Consider the following 23,631-nt stretch of genomic DNA (forward strand, 5'->3'; position numbering starts at 1 on the left):
CCCCGCGCGCCGCGCACGCCCCACCCGTCACGCACCGGCCGGCGATTGGCGGCCGGTGGCGCGGGGACTGGTGAACGCCACAGCAAGCGCTTTCTATGTATCTAGAAGCTAGCCTCTGAACGGCGGTCCGGACAAGAGCACGGAGAACCCGACTTGTTCGAGGGGGCGAACAAGTGGGCGTGGGGCCATAGGGTCTGGTCGGGCGGGACATCGGGTTCGGTGCCCGGACGACGAGATGCGCGACCGGAGGACGAGAGATGACGGTGACCCTGGCGGACGTGGCGGCCCGCGCGCAGGTCTCCCCCGCGACGGTGTCGCGCGTGCTGAACGGGAACTATCCCGTGGCCGCTTCCACCCGCGAGCGGGTACTGAAGGCGGTGGACGAACTCGACTACGTGCTCAACGGCCCCGCGAGTGCCCTGGCCGCCGCCACCTCCGACCTGGTGGGCATCCTGGTGAACGACATCGCCGACCCGTTCTTCGGGATCATGGCGAGCGCGATCCAGACCGAGATCGGGGGCCCGGGCGGGCGGGCCGGCGGGGAGAGACTCGCGGTGGTGTGCAACACGGGCGGCTCCCCGGAACGTGAACTGACCTACCTCACACTGCTCCAGCGCCAGCGGGCCGCGGCGGTGGTACTGACCGGCGGCGCCGTCGAGGACGCCCCGCACAAGGCGGCGATGGACTCGAAGCTGCGCAAGCTGGCGGACGCCGGGACCCGGGTGGTGCTGTGCGGCCGGCCGCCGGCACCGGACACCGGGGCGATCGCGCTGACCTTCGACAACCGCGGCGGCGGCCGGGAGCTCACCGAGCATCTGATCGGGCTCGGCCACCGCCGCCTCGGTTACGTCGCGGGCCCGCAGGAGCGCACCACCACGCGTCACCGCCTCGAAGGGCACCGGGCCGCGCTGGCCGCGCACGGCATCGAGGAGGACCCCCGCTGGACCGTCCACGGCCGCTACGACCGCCGCTCCGGCTACGAGGCCGCCCTCGAACTCCTGCGCAGGGATCCCGCGCTGACCGCCGTGGTCGCCGCGAACGACTCCGTCGCGCTGGGCGCGTGCGCGGCGCTGCGGGACTCCGGTCGGAAGATCCCCGACGACGTGTCGGTCGCCGGTTTCGACGACCTCCCGTTCAGCATCGACGCGGTGCCCGCCCTGACGACGGTACGGCTGCCGCTCGCCGAGGCGGGGGCGCGGGCCGGCCGCATCGCGATGGGCCGCGAGGAACCGCCGCCCGGGGGGATCGCCTCCGTACGGGGCGAGTTGATGGTGCGGGGGTCCTCGGGGGCGCCGCGGGTGTGAACGGGCGGACGGGGCATGTCCCGGCGCCGGAAGCCGTGCCCGCCCCGGGGCCGGCAGCTGCCCCCGCGCCGGAAGCCGTGCCCGCCCCGGGGCCGGTGGCTGTCCTGCCCGGTCGGAGTACGCGGTTCCCGTACGTGGTTTTCGGCGGCGGCGATGAGTTCCGCCGCTACCGTCGGTCTGCACTTCCGTCATCGCCTCAGCGAACACCAGGAGCGGCAGCCATGCGTATCGTGATCACCGAGTTCATCAGCCTCGACGGTGTCGTGCAGGCCCCCGGTGGCCCCCAGGAGGACACCGACGGCGGTTTCGCCCACGGCGGCTGGTCGCACGCCTACTTCGACCCGGAGGTCCTCGGCGGCGCCTTCGACGCGGCGCTGGGCCGGGCCGAGGCGCTGCTGTACGGGCGCCGCACCTGGCAGACCATGGCCCAGGCGTGGCCCCAGCAGGCCGGGGACCCCTTCGCCGACCGGATCAACGGCCTGCCGAAGTACGTCGTCTCCGGCACTCTCGGCGAGTCCGACCTGACCTGGAACAACAGCCGGCTCATCCCCGCCGGGGAGGCGCTCGCCCGTATCCGGGAGCTGCGCGCGGCCGAGGGCGGCGACCTCGCGATGATGGGCAGCCCCACGCTCGCCCGCACCCTGCTGAGCGAGGACCTGGTGGACGAGCTCCAGCTCCTCGTCATGCCGGTGGTCCTGGGCGGCGGCAAGTCGATCTTCCCGACGGACGGCGCGAAGCGCCCGTTCGAGCTGGTCTCGTCGACCGCCGCGAAGTCGGGCGCCCAGGTGTGCGTCTACCGCCGCGCCACGGAGGCACCCGTCGAAGCGTCCTCGGGGACGCCCGCCGAGGCCTGACACCCACGCACGGGGGCGCCGCCCGCCTCGGGCGCCGGCGCCCCCGCCTCTCGCTCCACCCACTCGCCCCGAACCCGTGCGCGACACCGGGGCGACGAGGAGGAGTCAGCGCCACGGGTCCCGGGTAGGGTCCGTGCTCATGAAGCTGGCGTTCTCCACTCTCGGTGTCCCCGGCCTTCCTATGGCCGACGTACTGCGCCTCGCGACCGCGCACGGCTATCACGGCGTCGAGCTGCGCGCCCACCCCGAGGAACCGGTTCATACAGGCCTCGCCCCCGCCGAACGGACCGAGGTCGCCGCCGAGTTCAAGGAGGCCGGCATCGAGATCCTGAGCGTCGCGGGTTACTCCAAGGTCGCCGCGCCGGGCGAGGACGAGGCCGTCATCGCCGAGATCCGCGCCCTGCTCGCTCTCGCCCGCGACCTCGGCGCCCCCTATATCAGGGTCTTCCCGGGCGGTTCACCCGACCAGACTCCCGAGGAGGCCGACGCGACGGCCGCCCGGCGGCTGGGCACGGCCGCCGAGTACGCGGCCGACCTCGGCGTCCGCATCCTGCTGGAGACCCACGACTCCCACCGCACCGGCGCCGACGCGATGCGGATCCTCGGCCTCGTGGGACACCGCCAGGTGGGCGCCCTCTGGGACGTGATGCACACCTGGCTGGGCGGCGAGCAGCCTGCGGAGAGCTACGCGGCCCTCTCCCCCCACCTCGGCTACGTCCAGGTCAAGGACATCGCCTCCGCCGAGGACACCACCCCGCTCCTCCTTGGTGAGGGCATCCTCCCGCTGGCCGACTGCGTGGAGATCCTCTCCCGCCACAGCTGGGACGGCTGGCTCTGCTGGGAGTACGAGAAGCGCTGGTACGAGAAGGCCGCTCCCCTCCCCGACCTCCTCACCCCCGGCCGCGCCCACCTCTCCCGCCTCCTCAACGACTCGGCGTGAGCGGCTGCCGGTGACCGGCCGGCGGGGGCACTCCCTCGGCGGGGCGTGCTCCCCGGTCGACGGCCCCGTCCGCCCCGCCGACGGGACCGCCCTCATCCCCGGCCAGGCCGCCCGCATCCCCGGCAGGGCCGGACCTCCTTCCCCGGCCGACGGACCGCCCGCCCCGCCGACAGGTCCGCCCTCATCCCCGGCGGGTCAGTTCGTCTTCCCGGCAAAACCGGGCGTCCTTCCCCCGCCGACGGTCCCGTCCGCCCCACCGACGGGTCCGCCCACGTCCCCGGCGGTCCCGCCCTCCTCGTCGGCGGACGGCTTCCCCCGGCCGGCCCTCCGGTCCCGGCCCCCGAAGGACGCCAGCGCCACCCCGCCCACCAGCAGCGCCGCCGCGCACCACCGCAGCGGGGACACCGGCTCGCCCAGGAAGAGGGCGGCCGACGACATCCCGAAGACCGGCACCAGCAGGGAGAACGGCGCCACCGTCGACGCGGGGTGACGGCGCAGCAGCCACCCCCAGGCCCCGAAGCCGAACACGGTGGCGCCCCAGGCGACGTACAGCAGCGCTCCCACCCCTCCCATGTCCAGCGCGCCCAGCGCCTCCAGGCCCCGTGACGGGCCCTCCAGAAGCAGTGAGAGCGCCAGCAGCGGCAGGACCGGCACCGTACTCACCCACACCATGAAGTTCAGGGCGTCGTCGGGCGCGGCCCTGCGGGTCAGCACGTTCGACACGCCCCAGCAGGCGGCCGCGGCGATGACCAGGGCGAACGCTCCCAGGGGGCCCGAGGCGCCCTCGTCGACGGCGGCGACGCCGATCCCGGCCAGGGCCACCGCCATGCCCACCAGCCGGATGCGCGCGGGCCGTTCGCCGAGGAGCAGGAACGCGAACAGGGCCGTGAACACGGCCTGGATCTGGAGCACCAGGGAGGACAGCCCGGCCGGCATGCCCGCGTCCATGCCGACGAAGAGCAGCCCGAACTTGGCCACCCCGAGCGCGAGGCCCACCCCCACGATCCACTTCCACGCCACCTTCGGGCGCCCCACCAGGAAGACCGCGGGGATCGCCGCCACGAGGAAGCGCAGCGCGGAGAACAGCAGCGGCGGGAAGTGGCCGAGGCCGATCTCGATGACGACGAAGTTCACGCCCCAGACGGCGGCGACGAGAACGGCGAGCAGGACGTGGGAAGGACGCATACGTCGAGGATCACCGCCCACGACCCTTCAGCACCAGCGACGATTCCTGCATGGTGGGATGAAGCATCGCTTACCGATCGGGGAGCCGTCATGCTCGACCTCCAGCGCCTGCGCGCGCTGCACGCCGTGTCCGTGCACGGCACCGTCGGGGCCGCCGCCGCGGCGCTCGGCTACACCTCCTCCGCCGTCTCCCAGCAGATCGCCAAGCTGGAGCGGGAGACCAGGACCGTGCTGCTGGAGCGGGAGGGCCGGGGCGTGCGCCTGACCGACACGGCGTACCATCTCGTCGCCACCGCACAGGAGTTGCTGGCGATCGTGGAGCGGGCCGAGACCGAGTTGGAGGAGCGGCGCGGGGTGCCGTCCGGACGGCTGACCATCGCCGCCTTCGCGTCGGCGGCGCGCGGACTGATGCCGCCCGTACTGGCCGACCTGGCCCTGCGTCATCCCGCGCTCGACACCCGGCTGACCGAGATCGACCCGCACCTGTCCGTGGACCTGGTCGCCAAGGGCGCGGTCGATCTCGTCGTCGCGCACGACTGGGACATCGCGCCGCTGCCCGCCCCGGCGGGCGTGGAACAGGCGGTCATCGGGGACGACCTGTGCGATCTGCTGGTGCCGCTCGGGCATCCGTTCGCGGAGCGCGGCGCGGTACGGCGGGAGGAGCTGGGCGGCGAGCGGTGGATCTGCCAGCCACCGGGGCGGGTCTGCCACGAGTGGCTGGTACGCACCCTGCGGACCGCCGGGCACGAGCCGGACATCGTGCACCAGGCGGACGAGAACCCGACCCTGGTCGCCCTGGTCGCGGCCGGGCTCGGCATAGCCCTGATCCCGCGGCTCGGGCGCGGTCCGCTGCCCGACGGGGTGGTGGAGGTCCCGCTCGACCCGATGCCCGTACGGCATGTGTACGCGCTGTGGCGGGCCGGCGCGGCGCGCCGTCCGGCGATCGCGGAGACCGTCCGCACCCTGCGCGCCCACTGGCCCGCCGTCTCAGCGCACCGGCCCCACGCACCGCAGTCATCCGGGCCGTCCCAGTCGACCCAGTAGCCCCAAGCGCTCCAGCCCTCCCAAGCACCACAGACATCCCAGACATCCCAGACAACCCAGCGGTCCCGGCCGTCCCGGGTCCGGGCGTCCGCACCAATCCGAGATTTCCGTCCGCACCGGGGAACCCCGGGCCGAGCCCTCCCGTCCAATGCGAGGACTGCCGGAAGAGTCTCCGCGGTGCGGTGTCGGCCACTCGCCACTGGCTGTGATCGCCGACCCACCCTCTCCGCCGCGCCGCGACCGGCAGCACCGCCGCCATCGGCGCGCCCCCTCCCAAAGCGCCGGTGGCGGCCCCACCCGCAACCCCGCCCGCAACCCCGCCCGCATCCCCGCCGGCCTCACCTCTCGCGCACTCCCTTGACTGGCAGAAACTTCCCGGATATTGGTGACCCCTTGGAAGTTTCCTTCAGCGGATCCCCCGCGGATCACCTCCCAAAGGAGCGCACGTGCCCGACAGCAGCACGGGAAGCACAGGAAACACGGAGAACGCGGAGACGGCGGAGCACCCGGTGGACCCGGTGAACGCGGGAAGCACCGGGAGCGCCACGCGTCCGTCCAGACGTGCGGTCCTCGCCGCGACGACGGCGGTCACCACCGTCCTCGCCGCCGGGGCCACCGCAGGGGCCACCGCGCACGCGGCCGGCACCTCCGGCGCCCCCTCGGCCCCCGCCTCCCCGGACGACCGGAAACTCCGTGCCCTCGTCTCCCGGATGACCCTGGAGGAGAAGGTCGGCCAGCTGTTCGTGATGCGGGTCTACGGCCACTCCGCCACCGAGCCCGACCAGGCGGACATCGACGCCAACCTCGAGGAGATCGGCGTGCGCACGGCCGCCGAACTGCTGGAGAAGTACCGGGTCGGCGGCATCATCTACTTCGCCTGGGCGCACAACACCCGCGATCCGCACCAGATCGCGGGTCTCTCCAACGGCATCCAGAAGGCGTCCCTCGGCCTGCCGCGCGGACTGCCGGTGCTCATCTCCACCGACCAGGAGCACGGCATCGTCGCCCGCGTCGGCGCGCCGGCGACCCTGTTCCCGGGCGCGATGGCCGTCGGGGCGGGCAGTTCCCGCTCCGACGCGCGCGACCTCGGCAGGATCGCGGGGCGCGAGCTGCGCGCCCTGGGCATCCGTCAGGACTACGCCCCGGTGGCCGACGTGAACGTCAACCCGGCCAATCCGGTCATCGGCGTACGGTCCTTCGGGTCCGAGCCTCAGGCGGTGGCGCGGCTGGTGGCCGCCGAGGTCGCCGGGTTCCAGCAGTCGGGGGTCGCCGCGACCGCCAAGCACTTCCCCGGGCACGGCGACACCGCCGTCGACAGCCACACCGGCTTCCCGGTGATCACCCACAGCAGGGAACAGTGGGAGAGGCTGGACGCGCCGCCGTTCCGGGCGGCCATCGCCGCGGGCATCGACTCGATCATGACGGCCCATCTGATGGTCCCGGCACTCGACGACTCCGACGACCCGGCCACCCTCTCCCGTCCGATCCTCACCGGCATCCTCCGCGAGGAGCTGGGCTACGACGGGGTCGTGGTCACCGACTCCCTCGGCATGGAGGGCGTGCGGACGAAGTACGGCGACGACCGGGTGCCGGTGCTGGCCCTGAAGGCGGGCGTGGACCAGCTGCTCAACCCGCCCTCCCTGGACGTGGCGTGGAACGCCGTCCTGAAGGCCGTCCGGGACGGCGAGCTGACCGAGGCGCGGCTCGACGAATCGATCCTGCGCGTGCTGCGCCTGAAGGCGAAACTGGGCCTGTTCAAGGACCCGTACGCCTCCCCGGACGGCGTGGACCGTACGGTCGGCACGCGCGCGCACCGGGCGGCGGCCGACCGGATCGCCGAACGGACCACCACCCTGCTGGTCAACGAGGACCGCGTGCTGCCCCTGTCCCGGCGCCGGCAGCCGAAGCTGCTGGTCGTGGGCGCCGACCCGGCCTCCCCGTCCGGCACGACGGGACCGCCGACCGGGGTGCTGGCGGGCGCGCTGAACGAGCTGGGTTTCACCGCCACCGCCCTGTCCACCGGTACGGCACCGTCGGCGGCGACGATCGACCGGGCCGTGACGGCCGCGCGGGATGCGGACGCCGTGGTCGTCGGGACGTACAACGTGACGGCGTCCTCCAGCCAGCGGACCCTGGTCGAGCGGCTCCTGGCGACCGGCAGGCCGGTGGTCGCGGTGGCGATCCGCAACCCGTACGACGTGGCCCACCTGCCCGCCGTACCGGCCTTCCTGGCGACGTACTCCTGGACCGACGTCGAACTGCGGGCGGCGGCCCGGGTCATCGCGGGCCGGGTGGAGCCGCGCGGGACGCTGCCGGTGCCGGTACAGCGGGCGGACGACCCGGCGGCGGTGCTGTACCCGGTCGGGCACGGGCTGAGGTACTGACCACGGCATCCGGGTTTCCCGCACCTGGGTAGCCGTTGGACGTAGCACCCGTACGTCACACACCGGACACACCCCCACCATCGTTCGCAAAGCATGCCGTATGTCTGGCGCGGCCCGCTGCGGCGGGTCACGCTGGACGGGGGTGTTCGGGGGAGGGTGACGCACGTGAGAAGTTCCCTGGGAGCGGTGTGCGCGCTCGCCGTGCTGGCCGCGGCCCTGTCGACCGGCTGCCAGAGCACACCCGGCGGCGCCGAGAAGAGCGGCCGCCCGGGCGAGCGGCGGACGGCGTCCGCGGCACGGGAGCCGGAGCCGGAGCCGACCTCGGGGTACGGGGCGGTGTTCCTCGCGATCGACGAGTGCAGTTCGTTCGGCCGGACCAGTTTCACCGAGGTGCCGTGCACCGGCGAACGGGCGGCGGCCCGGGTCGTCGCCCGCCATGACGGAACCGTCCGGGACGGACCGCGCTGCCCCGCCACCACGGACTTCGTCCTGCACATCAGCGAGCAGCTCCCCGCGTCCGACGAGGACGGCGACGGGGCGGTGCCGCGCGGCTACGCCTGTATGCGCAACCTCCAGCCCCCGCACCCGGGCGATCCCGGCGGCGGGGGCGGGCCGCGCACCATCGTCGGCGACTGCGTGCGCGGGCTGGACGACGGTCAGGTCCGCGAGACGGCCTGCGACGGCGAGGGGGCGCAGCGGCCGGAGTACAAGGTGACCGAGGCCGTGGACGCCAGGTCCCAATGCCCGGCGTCCACGACCCTCTATGTCCGGCTCGGCGGCAGCTCACCGGTGGGCTGCGCCAGTCCGGTGTGAGCGGCGGCCGCTCCTGTCATCCGTTCGCCGCCGCTGTTCCTACCGGTGCAGCGCCGGCTCCCGCTGGATGTCCCGCACGTCCAGCTTGCGGTCGAACTTCGCCAGCGGCTTCGCCTCGGCCGGGTTCTCCTTGACCGCGCTCGGGGCGACGCCCGCCCAGTCGAGGATGCGGGCCGTGGCGAGCGCCTTCTCCTTGTCGACCAGACCGGCCACGTTGGCACCGTGGTTCATGCCGGGGGCGGTCAGCACGTACGCGTCGCGCGCGCCCTTGCCGAGCCGGAAGGGCTCGGCACCCCACGGGTCGTTCTCGCCGTAGACGAACAGCATCTGCCGGGCGTTGCCGCGCACCCAGGTGTCGACGTCCCGCATGGCCCGGGGTTCGAACGACATCGGGATCGAGCGGGGCACGAAGGTGCGCGGCGGCTGGTAGCCGTAGCGGATGTACTTCTTCTCGATGTGCGGGAAGCCGATCGTCGGCGCACCGAGCTGCGTACCCGCCTGGTAGTAGTACGGCGTGTACGGGCTGAGGCCCTGGTCCGTGTAGAACGAGAAGCCGGAGATCGTGTCGATCGAGGTCCAGATCTCGTCGTCGGTGGCGTTCTTGGCGTCGGCCGGGATCTGCTCGCAGTCCTGCACCGTGCTGTACTGCCAGAAGCCCCACACGTAGTCGAGGACGACGGCCTCGTACGCCCGGTCCGCACTGCCGACGGTGTCGAAGGTGTAGCCGTTCTCGGCGGCGTACGCCTCGTACCTCTGCTTCAGCGGTGCCCGGCGGACCAGCGCCTCGCGCTGCACGCCGTTGAGCCGGTCGCGGCACTCCTTGGTGCCGACCTTCCTGAAGAAGCGGTCGTAGGCGGAGTCCTCGTTGTTCACCACGTCGTTGGGGGCGACGTAGGCGACGACGCCGTCCATGTCACGCGGGTAGAAGCGCTCGTAGTACGTGGCGGTCATGCCGCCCTTGGAGCCGCCGGTGGAGATCCACTTCTCGGAGTAGATCCCCTTCAGTGCCTTGTGGATGCGGTGCTGGTCGCTGGCGGCCTGCCAGATGTCCAGCTTGGACCAGTCGGCCGGGTTCGGGCGGGACGGGGTGAAGAAGCGGTACTCCATGGAGACCTGGTTGCCGTCCACGATCTGGGTCGGCTCGCTGCGCCGCGGCGTCGTCGAGACGTTGTAGCCGCCGGTGAAGAAGACGGTCGGCCGCGCGACGTCCTTGTGCAGCACGGTGATCCGCTGCTGGAAGGTGCCCTTGGCGGGCCTGCGGTGATCGACCGGCTGGGTGTAATTGAGGACGAAGAAGCGGTACCCGGTGTAGGGCTTCTCCTCGACCAGGCTCATGCCCGGGACGGAGAGCAGCCTCTCCTTGATGTCGGTGCCGGCGGTGACGTCGGTCTCGGCGGCGGTGGCGGCGGTGGCCGCGCTCGCCGCACTCACCGTGCCGATCAGCATCGTGAGCGTCAGCAGCCATCTGAGCGCCTTGCGCATGCACACTCCCCTGTGAAACAGATGTGGCCGGGAAACTAACCGACCAACTCGCCCCAGCACTAGGGGACATGGGGATAGCCCTCGGTACAGAGAGGGGCAAAGGCCTTACGCGGGAAGGAAATTCCGGCTCGGGCCCGGGCGCGCGCTCAGCACAGGATCCAGCCGGAGCTGACCGACCCGCCGGCCACCCTGCCCTTCACCCAGACGCAGCGGCGCCCGGCGTGCACGGTGACCGGGCCGGCGTGCCGCTTGTAGTGGCCCTCGTCGACCACCGGGCGGCCGCCGCGCGCCCGGATGCTCACCGACATCTTCCGCTTGGTGCCGGGCTTCTTGGCGAGGGTGACGGCGCAGAGGTAGCCGCCGCGCTTGTAGACGACGACCGAGCCGGTGGAGAACGGCAGGGTGCGCATCTTGCGTCCGGGGCAGTGCGCCGCGGCCTGTGCGTCGCCCGGCGCGGCGACCACCAGCAGCCCCGCCGCGGTCAGCACCGCCAGGCCGAGCGCGAGTAACCGGCGTATCGCTCCACTTCCCACTGCCGTTCCTCCCCGTACCGGATCGCACCGCACCGAAGCCCGCGTCGAAGCCCGCACCGCACCTGCCGCAACCGACGGCGTACAGGTGTACGGACGCATGGCGGACGCCGGATGGTTGCCCACCCGCCTCCCCGGCCTCACGCGCGCCCCTGCGCCCGCGCCCCGGCCCGGCGGTCACGCGCCAGTGGTCACGCGCCGACAGTCACGCGCCGGCGTCCGCCCTCGGGCTCACCGCCCCGCGCCGACCGGCTCCTCCGGTTCGGCCTCTCCGACGAAGGTCCGCCACAGTGCGGCGTACCGCCCGTCGCGGGCCAGCAGCTCGTCGTGCGTGCCGTCCTCGGCGACCCGGCCCCGGTCCATGACGACGACCCGGTCGGCGCGGGCGGCGGTGGTCAGCCGGTGCGCGACCACCAGCGTGGTGCGCCGTCCCGCCAGCCGGTCCGTCGCCTGGTTGACCTGGGCCTCGGTGGCCAGGTCGAGCGCGGCCGTGGCCTCGTCGAGCAGCAGGATGTCGGGGTCGACGAGTTCGGCGCGGGCCAGCGCGATCAGCTGGCGCTGTCCGGCGGAGAGGTTCCGGCCGCGCTCGGCGACCTCGTGCAGGTAGCCGCCCTCCAGCGTGGCGATCATCTCGTGTGCGCCGACCGCGCGGGCCGCCGCCTCGACCTCGGCGTCGGAGGCGTCCGGGCGGCCGTAGGCGATGGCGTCGCGGATCGTGCCCGGGAAGAGATAGGCCTCCTGCGGGACCACGCCGAGCCGGTGCCGGTAGGCGGTGATGTCGAGGTCCCTGAGGTCGGTGCCGTCGACGGTGACCCTGCCCCCGGTCGGATCGTAGAACCGGGCCACCAGCTTGACCAGGGTGGACTTCCCGGCACCGGTCTCGCCGACGAACGCGACGGTCTGCCCGGCGGGGATGCGCAGGTCGATACCGCTGAGGGCCTCCTCCTCGTCCCCGTAGGCGAAATCCACGTCCTCGAAGACGACCTGGCCGCGCAGGGAGGGCACGCCGAGGGGTTTCGCGGCGTCCTGGGTGGACGCCGGTTCCCGCAGCAGTTCCTGGATGCGGCCCAGGGAGACGGACGCCTGCTGGTAGCCGTCGAAGACCTGGGAGAGCTGCTGCACCGGGGCGAAGAACAGGTCGATGTAGAGCAGGTACGCGACCAGCGCGCCCGCCGTCAGCGTTCCGTTGTCGACCCTGATCCCGCCCACGACGAGGACCGCCGCCGCGGCCGACGAGGCCAGGAACTGCACGAACGGGAAGTACACCGAGATCAGCCACTGACCCCTGATACGGGCGGCCCGGTAGCTGTCGCTGCGCTCGGCGAACCGCCGGTTGCCCAGCCGCTCGCGCCCGAAGGCCTGCACGATCCGCAGCCCGGACACCGACTCCTGGAGGTCGGCGTTGACCGCCGAGATCCGCTCCCGGGCCAGTTCGTACGCCTTCACGCTGGCCCGGCGGAAGAAGTACGTGGCGATGATCAGCGGGGGCAGCGTGGTGAAGACGATCAGGGCGAGCTGTACGTCGATCACCAGCAGGGCGCCCATGATGCCGAAGAAGGTGACCACCGAGACGAACGCGGTGACCAGACCCGTCTGCAGGAACGTCGAGAGCGCGTCCACGTCGGTGGTCATCCGGGTCATGATCCGGCCGGTCAGCTCGCGCTCGTAGTAGTCGAGGCCGAGCCGCTGGAGCTGGGCGAAGATCTTCAGCCGCAGTGAGTACAGCACGCGTTCGCCGGTGCGTCCGGTCATCCGGATCTCGCCGGTCTGCGCCGCCCACTGCACGGTCACCGCGAGCAGGCCGAGCAGCGCCGACGCCCAGACCGCGCCGAGTGCGGCCTGGGTGACACCGGCGTCGATGCCGTGCCGGATCAGCACCGGCAGCAGCAGGCCCGCGCCGGCGTCCACGGCTACGAGCGCGAGGCTGATGAGCAGGGGCGTGCGGAAGCCGCGCAGGAGGCGGCGCAGTCCGTAGGACTCCTCCGGCCGCACGGCCCGGCGCTCGTCGATGTCGGGGACGTCGTCGGCCGGGGGCAGCGCCTCGACCTGGGCGAGCAGTTCGGGCGTGGCCGGGCTGCCGGCCAGGGCGGTGTCCTTGGGCTCGCGGTCACCGGTCCACAGGCGGGGGGTGACCCCGCGTTCGGCGTCGAATTCGGCGTCCAGCTCCGCGCGGACCGTGGTGTCGGCGGTGTCGTCCCGGCGGAGGGTGACGGCCGGGTGGTGGCCCGGGGAAACGCCGCCCAGCTCGTCGGGGTCGGTGAGCAGCCGGCGGTAGAGGGCGGAGCGCCGCTGGAGCTCGTCGTGGGTGCCGAGGTCGGCGAGCCGGCCGCCGTCGAGGACGGCGATGCGGTCGGCGAGGTTGAGGGTGGAGCGGCGGTGGGCGATCAGCAGGGTGGTGCGGCCGCGCATGACCTCGGCCAGCGCCTCGTGGATCTCGTGCTCGACGCGGGCGTCCACGGCGGAGGTGGCGTCGTCGAGCACCAGCAGGCGCGGGTCGGTGAGGATGGCGCGGGCGAGCGCGACGCGCTGGCGCTGACCGCCGGAGAGGGTCAGTCCGTGCTCGCCGACGGTGGTGTCGTAGCCGCCGGGCAGCTCGGTGATGAACCGGTCGGCCTGGGCCGCGCGGGCGGCGGCCACGATCTGTTCCTCGGTCGCGTCCGGGCGGCCGTACGCGATGTTGGCGCGCACGGTGTCGGAGAAGAGGAAGGAGTCCTCCGGGACCAGTCCGATCGCGGCCCGCAGCGACTCGGTGGTCAGCTCGCGCACGTCGTGCCCGCCGACGAGGACGGCGCCGCCGGTGGCGTCGTAGAAGCGCGGCAGGAGCAGCGAGACGGTGGACTTTCCGGAGCCGGAGGCACCGACGACGGCGAGAGTCTCGCCGGCCCCGATCTCGAAGGACAGGCCGTTGAGGACGGGGCGCTCGGTGTCGTATCCGAAGGAGACGTCGTCGAACTCGACGGTTGCGGGGGCGTCGGCGGGGAGCTCCTTGGTGCCGTCGGTCAGGGACGGCTCGGTGTCGATCAGTTCCAGGACGCGTTCGGTGCCGGCCCGCGCCTGCTGTCCGACGGTCAGCACGACGGCGAGCATCCTGACCGGGCCGACGAGCTGGGCGAGGTAGGTGGAGAAGGCGACGAAGGTGCCCAGCGTGATGTTGCCGCGTACGGCGAGCCAGCCGCCGAGCGCGAGCATCGCCACCTGGCCGAGGGCGGGGACGGCCTGGAGGGCCGGGGTGTACCGGGAGTTCAGCCGGATGGTCCGCAGCCGCCCGGCGAACAGCCGCCGGCCGACCTCGCGGAGCTTGCCCGTCTCCTGCTCCTCCTGCCCGAAGCCCTTCACCACGCGCACCCCGCTGACGGAACCGTCGACCACTCCGGCGACGGCGGCCGCCTGGGCCTGCGCGTACCAGGTGGACGGGTGCAGCCGGGTGCGGCTGCGCTTGGCGATCCACCACAGGGCGGGGGCGACGGCAAGGGCGACGGCCGTGAGCGGCAGCGACAGCGACGCCATGATCACGAGGGAGAGCACGAACAGCAGGATGTTGCCGATGGTCATCGGCAGCATGAAGAGCAGGCCCTGGATCAGCTGGAGGTCGCTGGTGGCCCGACCGACGACCTGCCCGGTGGACAGCTCGTCCTGACGGCGGCCGTCGAGCCGGGTGATCGTCCGGTACATCTCGGTCCGCAGGTCGTGCTGGACGTGCAGGGCGAGCCGGCCGCCGTAGTAGCGGCGGACGAAGGTGAGGGCGTAGACGACGGCCGCGGCTCCGATCAGCGCGCCCGCCCAGGGGGCCATGGCGCGGGTGTGGTCGCCGATCACGTCGTCGATGATCACCTTGGTGACCAACGGGACCAGCGCCATCACGGCCATACCGCCGAGGGACGAGCCCAGGGCCAGCACGACGTCCCCCGGATGACGCCACGCGTACGCGCCCAGTCGCCGTACCCATCCCTGCTGCGGTGTCACGCGGGTGCCCTCCGGTCGTGCCGATCCGATCGTCCTGATCTACCGGAAGGCACCAACGCCCACTGAACCGGATTTCATCCCTCCGCAACGTTTGGGGAGGTCGGGGTCACCCCCGAGGGGCGCCCTCCGCAAGGACGTCACGCAATCGACACCGCATGTACATTCATACAACTTCATGCGCATGTCACGATGCGAAGACCCTCATTCAACTCGCGTAGACGGGACACCCCCATATGCTCGCGATACGCATGCGCACCGGACGCCGGACGGCCCTGGCGTTCACCACCGCCGCCGCCCTCACCGCCCTCGCAGTTCCCGCCCTGACCGCGACCCCCGCCACGGCCACACCCGCGCCCCCGGCGACGGCGGCCACGGCAGCGGCAGCGGCAGCGGCAGCGGCAGCGGCAGCGGCGAACTCGGACTACGACTCGACGTACTACAAGAACGCGATCGGCAAGACGGGGACGGCCCTCAAGTCCTCACTGCACACGATCATCAGCAGCCAGACGAAGCTCTCCTACTCGGCGGTCTGGGACGCGCTGAAGGCCACCGACCAGGACCCGAACAACAGCGGCAACGTGGTCCTGCTGTACTCGGGGGTCTCCCGCAGCAAGTCCCTGAACGGCGGGAACACCGGCAACTGGAACCGCGAGCACGTGTGGGCCAAGTCCCACGGCGACTTCGGCACCTCCACCGGCCCCGGCACCGACATCCACCACCTGCGCCCGACGGACGTCCAGGTCAACAGCGTCCGCGGCAACAAGGACTTCGACAACGGCGGCAGCGCCGTCGCGAACGGCGGCGGCAGCCTCACCGACTCCGACTCCTTCGAGCCCCGCAACGCCGTCAAGGGCGACGTGGCCCGCATGATCCTCTACATGGCGGTCCGCTACGAGGGCAGCGACGGCTGGGCCGACCTGGAGCCCAACAACAACGTCAACAACGGCAGCAACCCGTACATGGGCAAACTCTCCGTACTGAAGGCGTGGAACGAGCAGGACCCGCCGGACGCCTTCGAAAAGCGCCGCAACCAGGTCATCCACGACTCCTACCAGCACAACCGCAACCCGTTCATCGACCACCCGGAGTGGGTCGAGGCGATCTGGTAGCCGGGCGCCTCCCGTGGTGCCCGGCGCCGCCGCTCCGGACACCACGGGCACGCCGCGTCCGCGCCGGCCCGGGCCTCCTCGATGTTTGGCCGTGCCGACGTCGGGACAACCCGCCGCAGCCGGGGAGTGAAGGCGAGCGTTCCTGATCTCGGCGATCCGCCGGGCGTCCGTCAGCACCTCGTGCAGGCAACCGAGCAGGAACCGGAGCTGTCCGGTGATCGTGCGCCGGCCAGCCGGTCGGACACGGCAAAAACCCGCCAGGAAACGAAGAGAATCCGTACCAGCTCAGTACGAGGCGATCCCTAACCCCTGCTCCACAAACTCGTGCACGTCGGTGTAGGGGTCCCGGTTGACGAGCGCCACGTGGTCCCCGTGCTGCGCGTTCATCTGGAGGGCGCGCTTTCGGGCGTCTCCGTAACTGCCGGTGACCTGGTGCGGCAGTACCAGTTTGATGTTGGCCGCGTCTTTCGGAGTCCTCGCGAACGGCAGTCTGTTCGTCACGTGGCCGCAGACCCCGCCGAACGTGCCGGTGACCGGTTTGTGGTGCAGCAGCCGCCAGACCTCGAAGCAGGGGTGGGAGAAAGCGACCCTGACATTCCCCTTCGCGGGCCTGTTTCAGCGCCGTCTCGATGCCCTCGTGCTCGTCCCGGTCGAAGAGGCACCAGACCTGCGGCAGGTACTTCCTCTCCAGGCCGCTGCGCTTGCCCTGACGCTGCTCGTCCCGCATCAGCCCGACCGCCGCCTCGACCAGTTTGAGCGGCTTGCGCTGGGAGCCGGGGGCGGAGGCATTGGCGATCCGCACCTCCACGGTCGCCGCCGGGTCGGCCGGCACGCCGTGCTGCTTGATGATCTCGATGTACGAGGGCTCGGTGACCAGCCCCTCGGTGAAGACGTGGACGACCCTCTTGCGCCGTCCCCGGCGCTGCGCGGGTCCCAGCAAGTCCTTCCCTCGCGTTCTTGCCATCAGCCCTGCTCCGCTCCGCGTCCCGAGAGCTCGCGCTCGGCCAGCAGACGCCGGGCGATCTGCCCCTCCATGAGGGAGGGCACCGCGCCGAAGGCTCCAGCCAGGTACGACTTCATCAGGTCCTCGTCCTCCCCCGGTGACGCCGCGGTCAGCGGATACAGCTCGGTCGCCCCGTCCTTGTCCTTCTCCGTCAGCCACACCTGGCCGGGTTGCAGCAGTCGCCCACCGCTCGGGGTGGTGAGCACGGTCGGATCGTGCGAGGTGAAGATCAGCTGCGCGCCGTTCGGATTGGCGTGCGGGTCGTGGAAGAGCCGGACGACTTCGGCGGCGAACCGCGGGTGCAGGCTGGCGTCCAGTTCGTCGACGAGCAGCACCGCGCCCTCGTCGAGGGCGAGCAGCAGCGGGCCGAGGAGGGCGAACCAGGCGTGGGTGCCCAGGGACTCCATCTTCCAGTCGAAGGCGACCTCCCCGGTGGCCGAGCGGTGGACGAGCTTCACCGTCGGCCTGCCCTTGCCGTCGTCGGCGATCTCGGTTCCGGTGATGCCGAGGTCCGCCACGCGCAGCAGTTCCTCGATGCGGCGCGCGCGGGCTCCGGAGAGTTCCTTCCGGGTGAACGCCTCGCGCTGTGCCCGGTCGGTCTCCGGGTCGATCAGCCACAGGTTGCGGCGGAACCAGTGGAAGAGGGGCGAGAGCTGCGGGTGGTTGTCCGTCCCCGCCGTGGAGAGCAGCAGCGCGTTGGGGCGGGTCCGCCGGGCCAGCTGTGCGCGGTCCTTGACGCGGCTTCCCGGCCAGTCGTACACCTCCGCCCGGGAGGCGTCCCGGTCCAGCCACACCTGGCGGTGACCGCGCGGGTAGCTGTGCAGCCATTCGGCCTCGACGCGGCTCTCACTCAGCTCGAACCCGTACGTCCAGCGGACCCCTTCGACGACGAGGTCCACTTCGAAGAAGCTCGGCTCGTCCTTCCCCTTGGGATCGAGCGCGAAGACGGTGCGCGGAACGCCCTCGTACGAGGCCCACCGCGCATAGGAGTTGAGGACGGCGTTCCGCATGTCGACGAGCGCCGCGAGCACGTTTGACTTCCCGGACGCGTTGGCGCCGAAGATGCCGACCAGCGGGAGGACACCGATCGACCGGCCACCGGCCAGCTCCATGGAGCGGGCGATGGAGTCGGTCTCGTCCTGAGGCTCGACGAACGACAGCTCCTGCTCGTCACGCAGGGATCGCACGTTCGCGACGCGGAATCTCAGTAGCAAGCCGTCCTCCTCTCCGCGCTCAGGGTAGTCGCCGCGTCCGGCAATAGCCTGACCGGGAAGCCTGTGACCTCAGGGAACATATCGTTCACCGGATCGCCTCCGCAGCCGATCGAGTGATCACCATTCTGTAGGCATCGGACGGTCGACTGCCCGGAGTGGTCGAGGCGATCCGGTAGCGGACGGACCTCGTGGTGCCCGGCGCCGCACCGGGCCCGGCGGCTGCTCGGAACGTCTCAGGCCTTCGGCTGGGTGAAGCGGAGGCGGTTGCCGAAGGGGTCGCGCAGGCCGCAGTCGATTCCGTACGGGTGCTCGGTGGGTTCCTGGGTGAACTCCACGCCCCTCTCAAGCAGTTCCTCGTAGGTCTTGCGGCAGTCGTCCGTGGTGAGGTTGAACCAACCACCCATGGCCCCCTTGGTCACCAGCTCGCGTACCTGCTCCGCCGTCTCCTCCGACATCGCCGGAGCGCCCGGCTTCTCCAGGAGGATCTGCCGCTCGGGGTGACCGGGGGCGCTGACGGTCAGTCAGCGCATGAAGCCCATGTCGATGTCGGCGGTGACCTCCAGACCGAGCTTGCCGACGTAGAAGTCGAGGGCCTCGTCCTGGTCGAGGACGTACATCTTTGACATCCTCCCCTCCCTTCAGGGGAGGAGATTCCTGGCTCAGGCCGCCTCCGGGAGCAGCGCCCCCAAAGGTCTTACGCCCTCGGCACCAGTCGGGTTGAGACCAGCCCGGACCAGCATCACGCGGGCGGAGTTCTTGTCCCTGGAGGATACGACTCCGCACGCGGTGCAGGTGTAGGTACGTTCCGAAAGAGGAAGTGCGTGCTTGGTTCTCGCTCCGCACGACGCGCAGTCCATGGTGGTGTGCGCGGGGTGCACGAGGCGGACGTCCCGCCCGTGCTTGCGGCCCATTTCGAGCAGGGCCGTCTTGGTGGCGCCGATGGCGGCGTCGGCCGCTTTGCGGGCCATGCTGGTGCGGGCGAGGAACTTCGGGCGGAAGTCCTCCACGGCGATGGCGTCGTGATCGGCCACGACGCGCTTGGCCCACTTGCGGGCGGTGTCCTGCCGCTGCCGGGCGACCTTCGTGGAGACCTGCGCGGCCTGCCGCCGCGCCCTCCGGTAGCCCTTGGACGCGGCCTGCCCCCTGGCGGGGCGGCGGCGGGCCATCATCCGCTGATAGCGGGCGAGACGCTGCGCGGCCCGCTTGCCGTGTTCGGCGTGCGGGAGGTCGTGCGCGTCCGACGTGGTGGTGGCGGTCTCCTTGACGCCCCAGTCGACACCGAGGACGGCGCCGGTTTCGGGAAGCGGTTGCACCTCGGTGGCGACGACGAACGACGCGTACCAGTGGCCGAGGCTGTCCCGGTACACCCGCACCGACGACGGAGCGGACGGCAGTTCGCGCGACCACACCACCGTCACGGCAATGCCGCCCGCGAGGTGCAGACGGCCGTCCTTGAGACGGAAGCCGCGGGTGGTGCAGTTCAGCGTCGGCTCGGCGTCACGCTTCCGCTTGTGCCGGGGCATGCCCGCGCGCTGCTTCACCGGCAGACGGCACTCAATGTCCTTCAGGGCCTTGGAGCGGGACTTGGCGAAGTCTCGGATCGTCTGCTGCTGCGGGACGCTCGCGCCGTCCCGCAGCCACGGCAACTTGCTGCGGGCCTCGGTCAGCATCTTGTCGAGCTGCGCCGGACCGCACGTCAGCTTGTCGTCGGGGTGCGCCGGACCGCACGTCAGCTTGTCGTCGGGGTGCGCCTTGTTGTGGGCGTGCACCTGCCGGGACTTGGCAACGCATTCGTTCCACACCCACCGGCAGCGGTCCCACTCGGCAAGGAGCGCGATGCGGGCGGTCGACGACACGCGAAGCCGGTAGGTGTACCGGGCGCGCCCGGCGTCCTTGGCCATCCGTGGCATCGTCATGGCATCATTCTAGCATGGCCGATGAGAAAAGAATCTCCCTCCGACTCCCCACCGACCTGCACGCACGGCTGGTCGAACAGGCTCGTGCGGACCGGCGGTCCCTCAACTCCGAGATCATCCACCTGCTTGAGGTCGCCCTCACCGACACGGGTGGAGACGCCCCATCGCCCTGACGGCGATTCGTCTTTCCTTGCCCTGCTCCGCAGGGGTCCGCTTCTCCCCCGCAGGCGGGCGGTACCCCCACCCCGGCCTGAAGTCCGGGGCATCCTCGGAGGTACCCGGTGAAGTGCGCCGGTGACACATGGGCGATGCGCGCCAGGGCGGGGACGTCCATCGGCTGCGCGTAGTCGCGGTCCATCGCGTCCCGCGCCCGGAGCATGCGGCGGTTGGTCTCTTCGGCGGCGCGGCTCACGGTGCCATCCCGTCACGGTCCACTCGCCCCGCACCACGCGCGGACCGGTCACGGCCGGCAGGCCGCCGACGTGCGTCGACGCTCCGGCGGGGGACGTCGCTCGACCGCCCGTCGTACCCGACCGGACCGGGCACAGGATGTCGGGTCCGGCAGGGTGGTTCCTTCCTAACGTGAGTGGGTGAAAGGGAAGGAGGCCGGGGTGCTGGAACGGCTGAACCAGGCCATGGAACACATCGAGCGCCACCTCGATCAGCGGATCAACGCGGCCGACCTGGCACGGATCGTGGTGACGTCGGAGTACCACTTCCGGCGGCTGTTCTCCGCGCTGGCGGGCATTCCGCTGTCGGAGTACATCCGGCGCAGGCGGCTCACGCTCGCCGGTGCCGAGGTGCTGGCCGGGGACCGGACGCTGTTGGAGATCGCGGTGCGGTACGGCTACACGTCGGGGGAGGCGTTCGCGCGTGCGTTCCGCGTCATGCACGGCGTCGGTCCCGGCGAGGCCAGGCGGTCCGGTGCGGGTCTGCGGTCCCAGCAACGGCTGTCCTTCCGCCTCACCGTCGAAGGGAGCAGCAGTATGCGATACAGGATCGTGGAGAAGGACGAGTTCCGCGTGGTCGGCAGGAAGGCACGCGTCCCCCTCGTGCACGAGGGGATGAACCCCGCCATCGCCGACTTCATCCGGGGCATCGGGCAGGAGACGCTGCAGCGCATGCGGAGCCTGTCCGACCAGGAGCCGCAGGGGATCGTAGGGGTGAGTGAGAACCTCGGCCCGAGCCGGGCGGAAGGAACCGAACTCGACTACTACCACGGGGTGGTGACCCGGGCCGCCGTACCCGAGGACATGGACGCGCTCACCGTGCCGGCCGGGACGTGGGCCGTCTTCGAGAGCTCCGGGCCGTTTCCGCAGGCGCTCCAGTACCTCTGGCGGGACGTGTTCACACAGTGGTTCCCGTCCAATCCGTACCTGAGCCGGCCGGGACCCGAGATCCTGCGGACCCGACTGTCGCAGGATGCCACGCAGGCGGACGCGGAGCTGTGGATCCCCGTGGAGCGGACAGCGGTCTGAACGACGGCGTGGGGGGGGGGGGGGGGGGGGGCGCCCCCCCCCCCCGCCCGGGGGGGGGGGGGGGGGGGGACCCCCCCCGCCCCCCCCCCCCCCCCCCCCCCCCCGCCCCCCCCCCCCCACCGGCGGGGGGGCCCGGGGGGGGGGGGGGGGGGGGGGGCGCGCGGGGGGGGGGGGGGGGGGGGGGGGGGGGGGGGGGGGGGGCGCCCCCGCCCCCCCCCCCCCACGCCGGAGATGTTGGTCAGAGCCTTGAAACGAACCGGGTCTCCCTGGCCCGGACCACGAAGGGCCGGGAGAGGACGGTGACGGTGACGGAGAGGGCGGCCAGGGCGGTGATCGTGAGGCCGGGGCCGAGGTGCGGGGCGAGGACTGCGGCGATCGCGGTTCCTCGGCGGTGGTCTTCTGAGTGGCGGGCTGGTCGTCGTGGATCACCGCCCTCCAGAAGTAACCCACCCGCGTGAAAACCGTGAGCACATCCGCCCCCACTGTCCAGATGTCACTCATTTGAGCGCTTACTGAATTCGGCGCTTCGAGGTCAGTCCGATCTGTCGAGAGTGAGGCCGGTCCCGGCGAGGAATCCGCCGAGGATGCCGTGTCGGTACTGCAGTGCCTTGAGCCTCCTGCCTCGGCCACGGCACTCCCCCTGCTACGCCGCTCAACCCACCCGACAGAGCTGCGCTACACCCGACCACCGCCCACCCCGGGGGAACGAGGGTCCCCCGGGCCGGGCCCGGTCATGGCCCGTTGCGCCCGGATGCGGGCGGTGGACCGTGGTGCCCGGCCGGGTGCCGGCGTCGATGCCGACCCATATCCGCTTGCGAGACGTGCTCAAGCCCGTCGCTCCGTATCTCTCGTGACCAGCACCCCATGGCCCGAAGGACACCCCGCCGACAGGTCCCTGATAGGACTCCCGCTCTCCCTGGTCAGAGGGGATCTCCTTTTCCATGCCCAAACTCCGAACGGACCGTCACCCGGCGGATCGTGGTTCAGTCAGCCATCCTCGTTCAACTCTTGCCGACATGGAACCCGTCGGGCCAACAAATGGTATCCAGGACGTACTCGTGCACGAAGAAATCATTCGGGGAACGTCTGAAACCAGGCAGGGCTCGCGCTCTCTCGATTCGTTCTTCAGCCAGCTGCCTGCTTGAGTACAGGCCAAGCACCTTGAAACTGTCCTCACTGTCATCCCAGAAGAGCGGTTCACCATCTTCCATAAAGTCAGGTGCTACATCTTCGGGCTCAACTGACATGTGATGCCGGTGCACCAAAAGATAGACGATTCGATTCATTTCAATCCTTTACCGGGATTTCAAAATTGATAGGGACAGACCACCGGACGGTACCCATCCGCGCCAATATGGACGGACGACCTGCTCCGTCCGCACCGGGGTGCCGACAGTCCGACGGTCGCGCATAGAGCCAGCCGTACCCCCATCAAACTCGAAGACCTCTTTTTACTCACCGAATGAATGAGGAAGTCAGTCCTCCTGAATTCCTTCTGGATACTCCGTAAAATATCCGTCGGTCCACAGGTCCTCATCAAGCATGAGGGGTGAAATGCAGAAACAATCCGGCTCATCACGGAACCCCGGCAACTGCTTCGCATCCTGACCCCGCACCCCGGCCATCTCCCTATCGCTGTAGATACCGAGGATTCGCCACTCTTCTTCGTCCAGATGTATGCCGCCGTCCAGATCTCGATGGATCGCCTCCCCGTCCTCCTCTACGGCAAGATGGCGGGCATGCCACAAGACGAAAACCTCGGGCTGGGAGTGATGCTCAGTCATCATGCACGCTTTCTTTCTTAGGTAAGCTTTCGGGGGGTGCGCGACCGCACCCCCCGAAAGCTTACAAGTGCCCGCTACTTCCGGTCGAAGTATTTCTTCGCCTTGCTAATGGGCCCACCTGCACCCTTTTCCCGCTTCGTAGGGGGCCGACCGAACGCCCGCTTAAAGTATTCTATCGCAGATTGCTCTGCCGACTTTCCCGGGATTTTACTCTTTCCCCTGACGAAGCTCGGGGCGTCGGTGGCTCTTTCCTTCCCGGACTTTTTTGACGCCTTCGCCCACAGGATTTTGACTTGCTTGACGGCCCAGGCCTTACCCTTCAGCCAGATGAGGGCGGCGATGCCGATGACGGCTCCGACACCGATGATGGCGAGCACCGTTCCAGCGCTCACACCTAGCCCCGCGGCCCCGACGAGTGCCAGGGCGGTCATGCGTCCGTCGAGGTCGAGCAGGTTGACCGGGTCGCCGCACACGTAGTCGTAGCTGTTGCAGCTACCACCAGTCACGGGGTCGACTGAGAGGAAGCGTCCCTTAGTGCGTTGTGGCAAACCGGATCTCGTTCGAGGTGTGCGGCGCGGGTGGCCATCTGGACGGAGGTTCGGGTGCGGCCACGGGCATGAAAGAACGG

General features: G+C 70.9%; 19 protein-coding genes and 3 pseudogenes. 9 read left to right on the forward strand and 13 right to left on the reverse strand.

Annotated elements, in window-relative coordinates; translation table 11 throughout:
• The first annotated feature begins 257 nt into the window (after positions 1–257).
• From ACFYQA_RS34415 to ACFYQA_RS34425, 3 genes are all read left to right on the forward strand, one after another.
• A complete protein-coding gene (locus ACFYQA_RS34415) occupies positions 258–1,304 on the forward strand; it encodes a LacI family DNA-binding transcriptional regulator (protein WP_388926492.1) in 1,047 nt (348 codons plus the stop codon).
• Between the two features lie 221 nt (positions 1,305–1,525).
• Entirely contained in the window at positions 1,526–2,158 is a 633-nt protein-coding gene (locus ACFYQA_RS34420) for a dihydrofolate reductase family protein (protein ID WP_388926494.1), read from the forward strand.
• Between the two features lie 139 nt (positions 2,159–2,297).
• Positions 2,298–3,098, forward strand: a complete 801-nt coding sequence (locus ACFYQA_RS34425; RefSeq protein ID WP_386394831.1) for a sugar phosphate isomerase/epimerase family protein — start codon at positions 2,298–2,300, stop codon at positions 3,096–3,098.
• 195 nt (positions 3,099–3,293) lie between these two features.
• Here ACFYQA_RS34425 and ACFYQA_RS34430 read toward each other — a convergent pair whose 3' ends face one another.
• On the reverse strand, positions 3,294–4,283 hold the full coding sequence (locus ACFYQA_RS34430) for an EamA family transporter (RefSeq protein ID WP_388926498.1): 990 nt from the start codon (positions 4,281–4,283) through the stop codon (positions 3,294–3,296).
• A gap of 90 nt (positions 4,284–4,373) precedes the next feature.
• Between ACFYQA_RS34430 and ACFYQA_RS34435 the strand changes: the two genes are divergently transcribed.
• The 3 genes from ACFYQA_RS34435 (at position 4,374) to ACFYQA_RS34445 (ending at position 8,524) form a co-directional block, all read left to right on the forward strand.
• The gene (locus ACFYQA_RS34435; RefSeq protein ID WP_388926501.1) at positions 4,374–5,327 is read left to right on the forward strand and encodes a LysR family transcriptional regulator; all 954 of its coding nucleotides are present in this window, start codon (positions 4,374–4,376) and stop codon (positions 5,325–5,327) included.
• Positions 5,328–5,773: 446 nt separating this feature from the next.
• Positions 5,774–7,711, forward strand: a complete 1,938-nt coding sequence (locus tag ACFYQA_RS34440) for a glycoside hydrolase family 3 protein (RefSeq protein WP_388926504.1) — start codon at positions 5,774–5,776, stop codon at positions 7,709–7,711.
• 165 nt (positions 7,712–7,876) lie between these two features.
• Positions 7,877–8,524, forward strand: a complete 648-nt coding sequence (locus tag ACFYQA_RS34445) for a hypothetical protein (protein ID WP_388926507.1) — start codon at positions 7,877–7,879, stop codon at positions 8,522–8,524.
• A 39-nt stretch (positions 8,525–8,563) separates the two neighbouring features.
• Here ACFYQA_RS34445 and ACFYQA_RS34450 read toward each other — a convergent pair whose 3' ends face one another.
• The 3 genes from ACFYQA_RS34450 to ACFYQA_RS34460 all read right to left on the reverse strand — a co-directional run bounded on the left by ACFYQA_RS34450 (position 8,564) and on the right by ACFYQA_RS34460 (position 14,499).
• Entirely contained in the window at positions 8,564–10,006 is a 1,443-nt protein-coding gene (locus ACFYQA_RS34450) for a S28 family serine protease (protein ID WP_388926510.1), read from the reverse strand.
• A gap of 146 nt (positions 10,007–10,152) precedes the next feature.
• Positions 10,153–10,539, reverse strand: coding sequence for a hypothetical protein (locus tag ACFYQA_RS34455; RefSeq protein ID WP_388926513.1), 387 nt, complete (start codon positions 10,537–10,539; stop codon positions 10,153–10,155).
• A 228-nt stretch (positions 10,540–10,767) separates the two neighbouring features.
• On the reverse strand, positions 10,768–14,499 hold the full coding sequence (locus tag ACFYQA_RS34460; RefSeq protein WP_388926516.1) for an ABC transporter ATP-binding protein: 3,732 nt from the start codon (positions 14,497–14,499) through the stop codon (positions 10,768–10,770).
• A gap of 233 nt (positions 14,500–14,732) precedes the next feature.
• Here ACFYQA_RS34460 and ACFYQA_RS34465 point away from each other — a divergent pair, with 233 nt between their 5' ends.
• Entirely contained in the window at positions 14,733–15,608 is an 876-nt protein-coding gene (locus ACFYQA_RS34465; protein WP_388926519.1) for an endonuclease I family protein, read from the forward strand.
• 285 nt (positions 15,609–15,893) lie between these two features.
• On the opposite strand, the gene ACFYQA_RS34470 is transcribed toward ACFYQA_RS34465, so the two are convergent.
• The 5 genes and pseudogenes from ACFYQA_RS34470 to ACFYQA_RS34490 form a co-directional block, all read right to left on the reverse strand.
• Positions 15,894–16,160 (reverse strand): hypothetical protein, encoded by a 267-nt coding sequence (locus ACFYQA_RS34470; RefSeq protein ID WP_388926541.1) that lies wholly within the window; start codon positions 16,158–16,160, stop codon positions 15,894–15,896.
• A gap of 109 nt (positions 16,161–16,269) precedes the next feature.
• A pseudogene (locus ACFYQA_RS34475) lies at positions 16,270–16,572 on the reverse strand (RloB domain-containing protein); the annotation flags it as partial.
• Positions 16,572–17,825 carry an ATP/GTP-binding protein gene (locus ACFYQA_RS34480; protein WP_388926521.1) on the reverse strand — a complete coding sequence of 418 codons (1,254 nt, stop codon included), beginning with the start codon at positions 17,823–17,825 and terminating at the stop codon, positions 16,572–16,574. The gene ACFYQA_RS34480 and the pseudogene ACFYQA_RS34475, both read right to left, overlap by 1 nt.
• A 233-nt stretch (positions 17,826–18,058) precedes the next feature.
• Positions 18,059–18,451 (reverse strand): annotated as a pseudogene (locus tag ACFYQA_RS34485) (VOC family protein).
• A 33-nt stretch (positions 18,452–18,484) separates the two neighbouring features.
• Positions 18,485–19,741 (reverse strand): RNA-guided endonuclease InsQ/TnpB family protein, encoded by a 1,257-nt coding sequence (locus tag ACFYQA_RS34490; RefSeq protein WP_388926524.1) that lies wholly within the window; start codon positions 19,739–19,741, stop codon positions 18,485–18,487.
• Between the two features lie 14 nt (positions 19,742–19,755).
• On the opposite strand from ACFYQA_RS34490, the gene ACFYQA_RS34495 reads away from it, so the two are divergent.
• Complete coding sequence (locus tag ACFYQA_RS34495) at positions 19,756–19,914, forward strand: Arc family DNA-binding protein (RefSeq protein WP_388926526.1); 159 nt, start codon at positions 19,756–19,758, stop codon at positions 19,912–19,914.
• A gap of 83 nt (positions 19,915–19,997) precedes the next feature.
• Here the strand turns inward: ACFYQA_RS34495 and ACFYQA_RS34500 are convergent.
• Positions 19,998–20,153: pseudogene (locus ACFYQA_RS34500) on the reverse strand (AraC family transcriptional regulator); the annotation flags it as partial.
• Positions 20,154–20,352: 199 nt separating this feature from the next.
• On the opposite strand from ACFYQA_RS34500, the gene ACFYQA_RS34505 reads away from it, so the two are divergent.
• Positions 20,353–21,219, forward strand: coding sequence for a GyrI-like domain-containing protein (locus tag ACFYQA_RS34505; protein ID WP_388926544.1), 867 nt, complete (start codon positions 20,353–20,355; stop codon positions 21,217–21,219).
• A gap of 1,001 nt (positions 21,220–22,220) precedes the next feature.
• Here the strand turns inward: ACFYQA_RS34505 and ACFYQA_RS34510 are convergent.
• From ACFYQA_RS34510 to ACFYQA_RS34520, 3 genes are all read right to left on the reverse strand, one after another.
• A complete protein-coding gene (locus ACFYQA_RS34510) occupies positions 22,221–22,505 on the reverse strand; it encodes a hypothetical protein (RefSeq protein ID WP_388926529.1) in 285 nt (94 codons plus the stop codon).
• Positions 22,506–22,694: 189 nt separating this feature from the next.
• Positions 22,695–23,006, reverse strand: a complete 312-nt coding sequence (locus ACFYQA_RS34515; protein ID WP_388926532.1) for a hypothetical protein — start codon at positions 23,004–23,006, stop codon at positions 22,695–22,697.
• Between the two features lie 71 nt (positions 23,007–23,077).
• On the reverse strand, positions 23,078–23,509 hold the full coding sequence (locus ACFYQA_RS34520; protein ID WP_388926535.1) for a hypothetical protein: 432 nt from the start codon (positions 23,507–23,509) through the stop codon (positions 23,078–23,080).
• Between the last annotated feature and the right edge of the window lie 122 nt (positions 23,510–23,631).

The sequence above is a fragment of the Streptomyces sp. NPDC005774 genome (genome assembly GCF_042871645.1).
In the GTDB taxonomy this organism is placed as follows: Bacteria; Actinomycetota; Actinomycetes; order Streptomycetales; family Streptomycetaceae; genus Streptomyces; species Streptomyces pratens.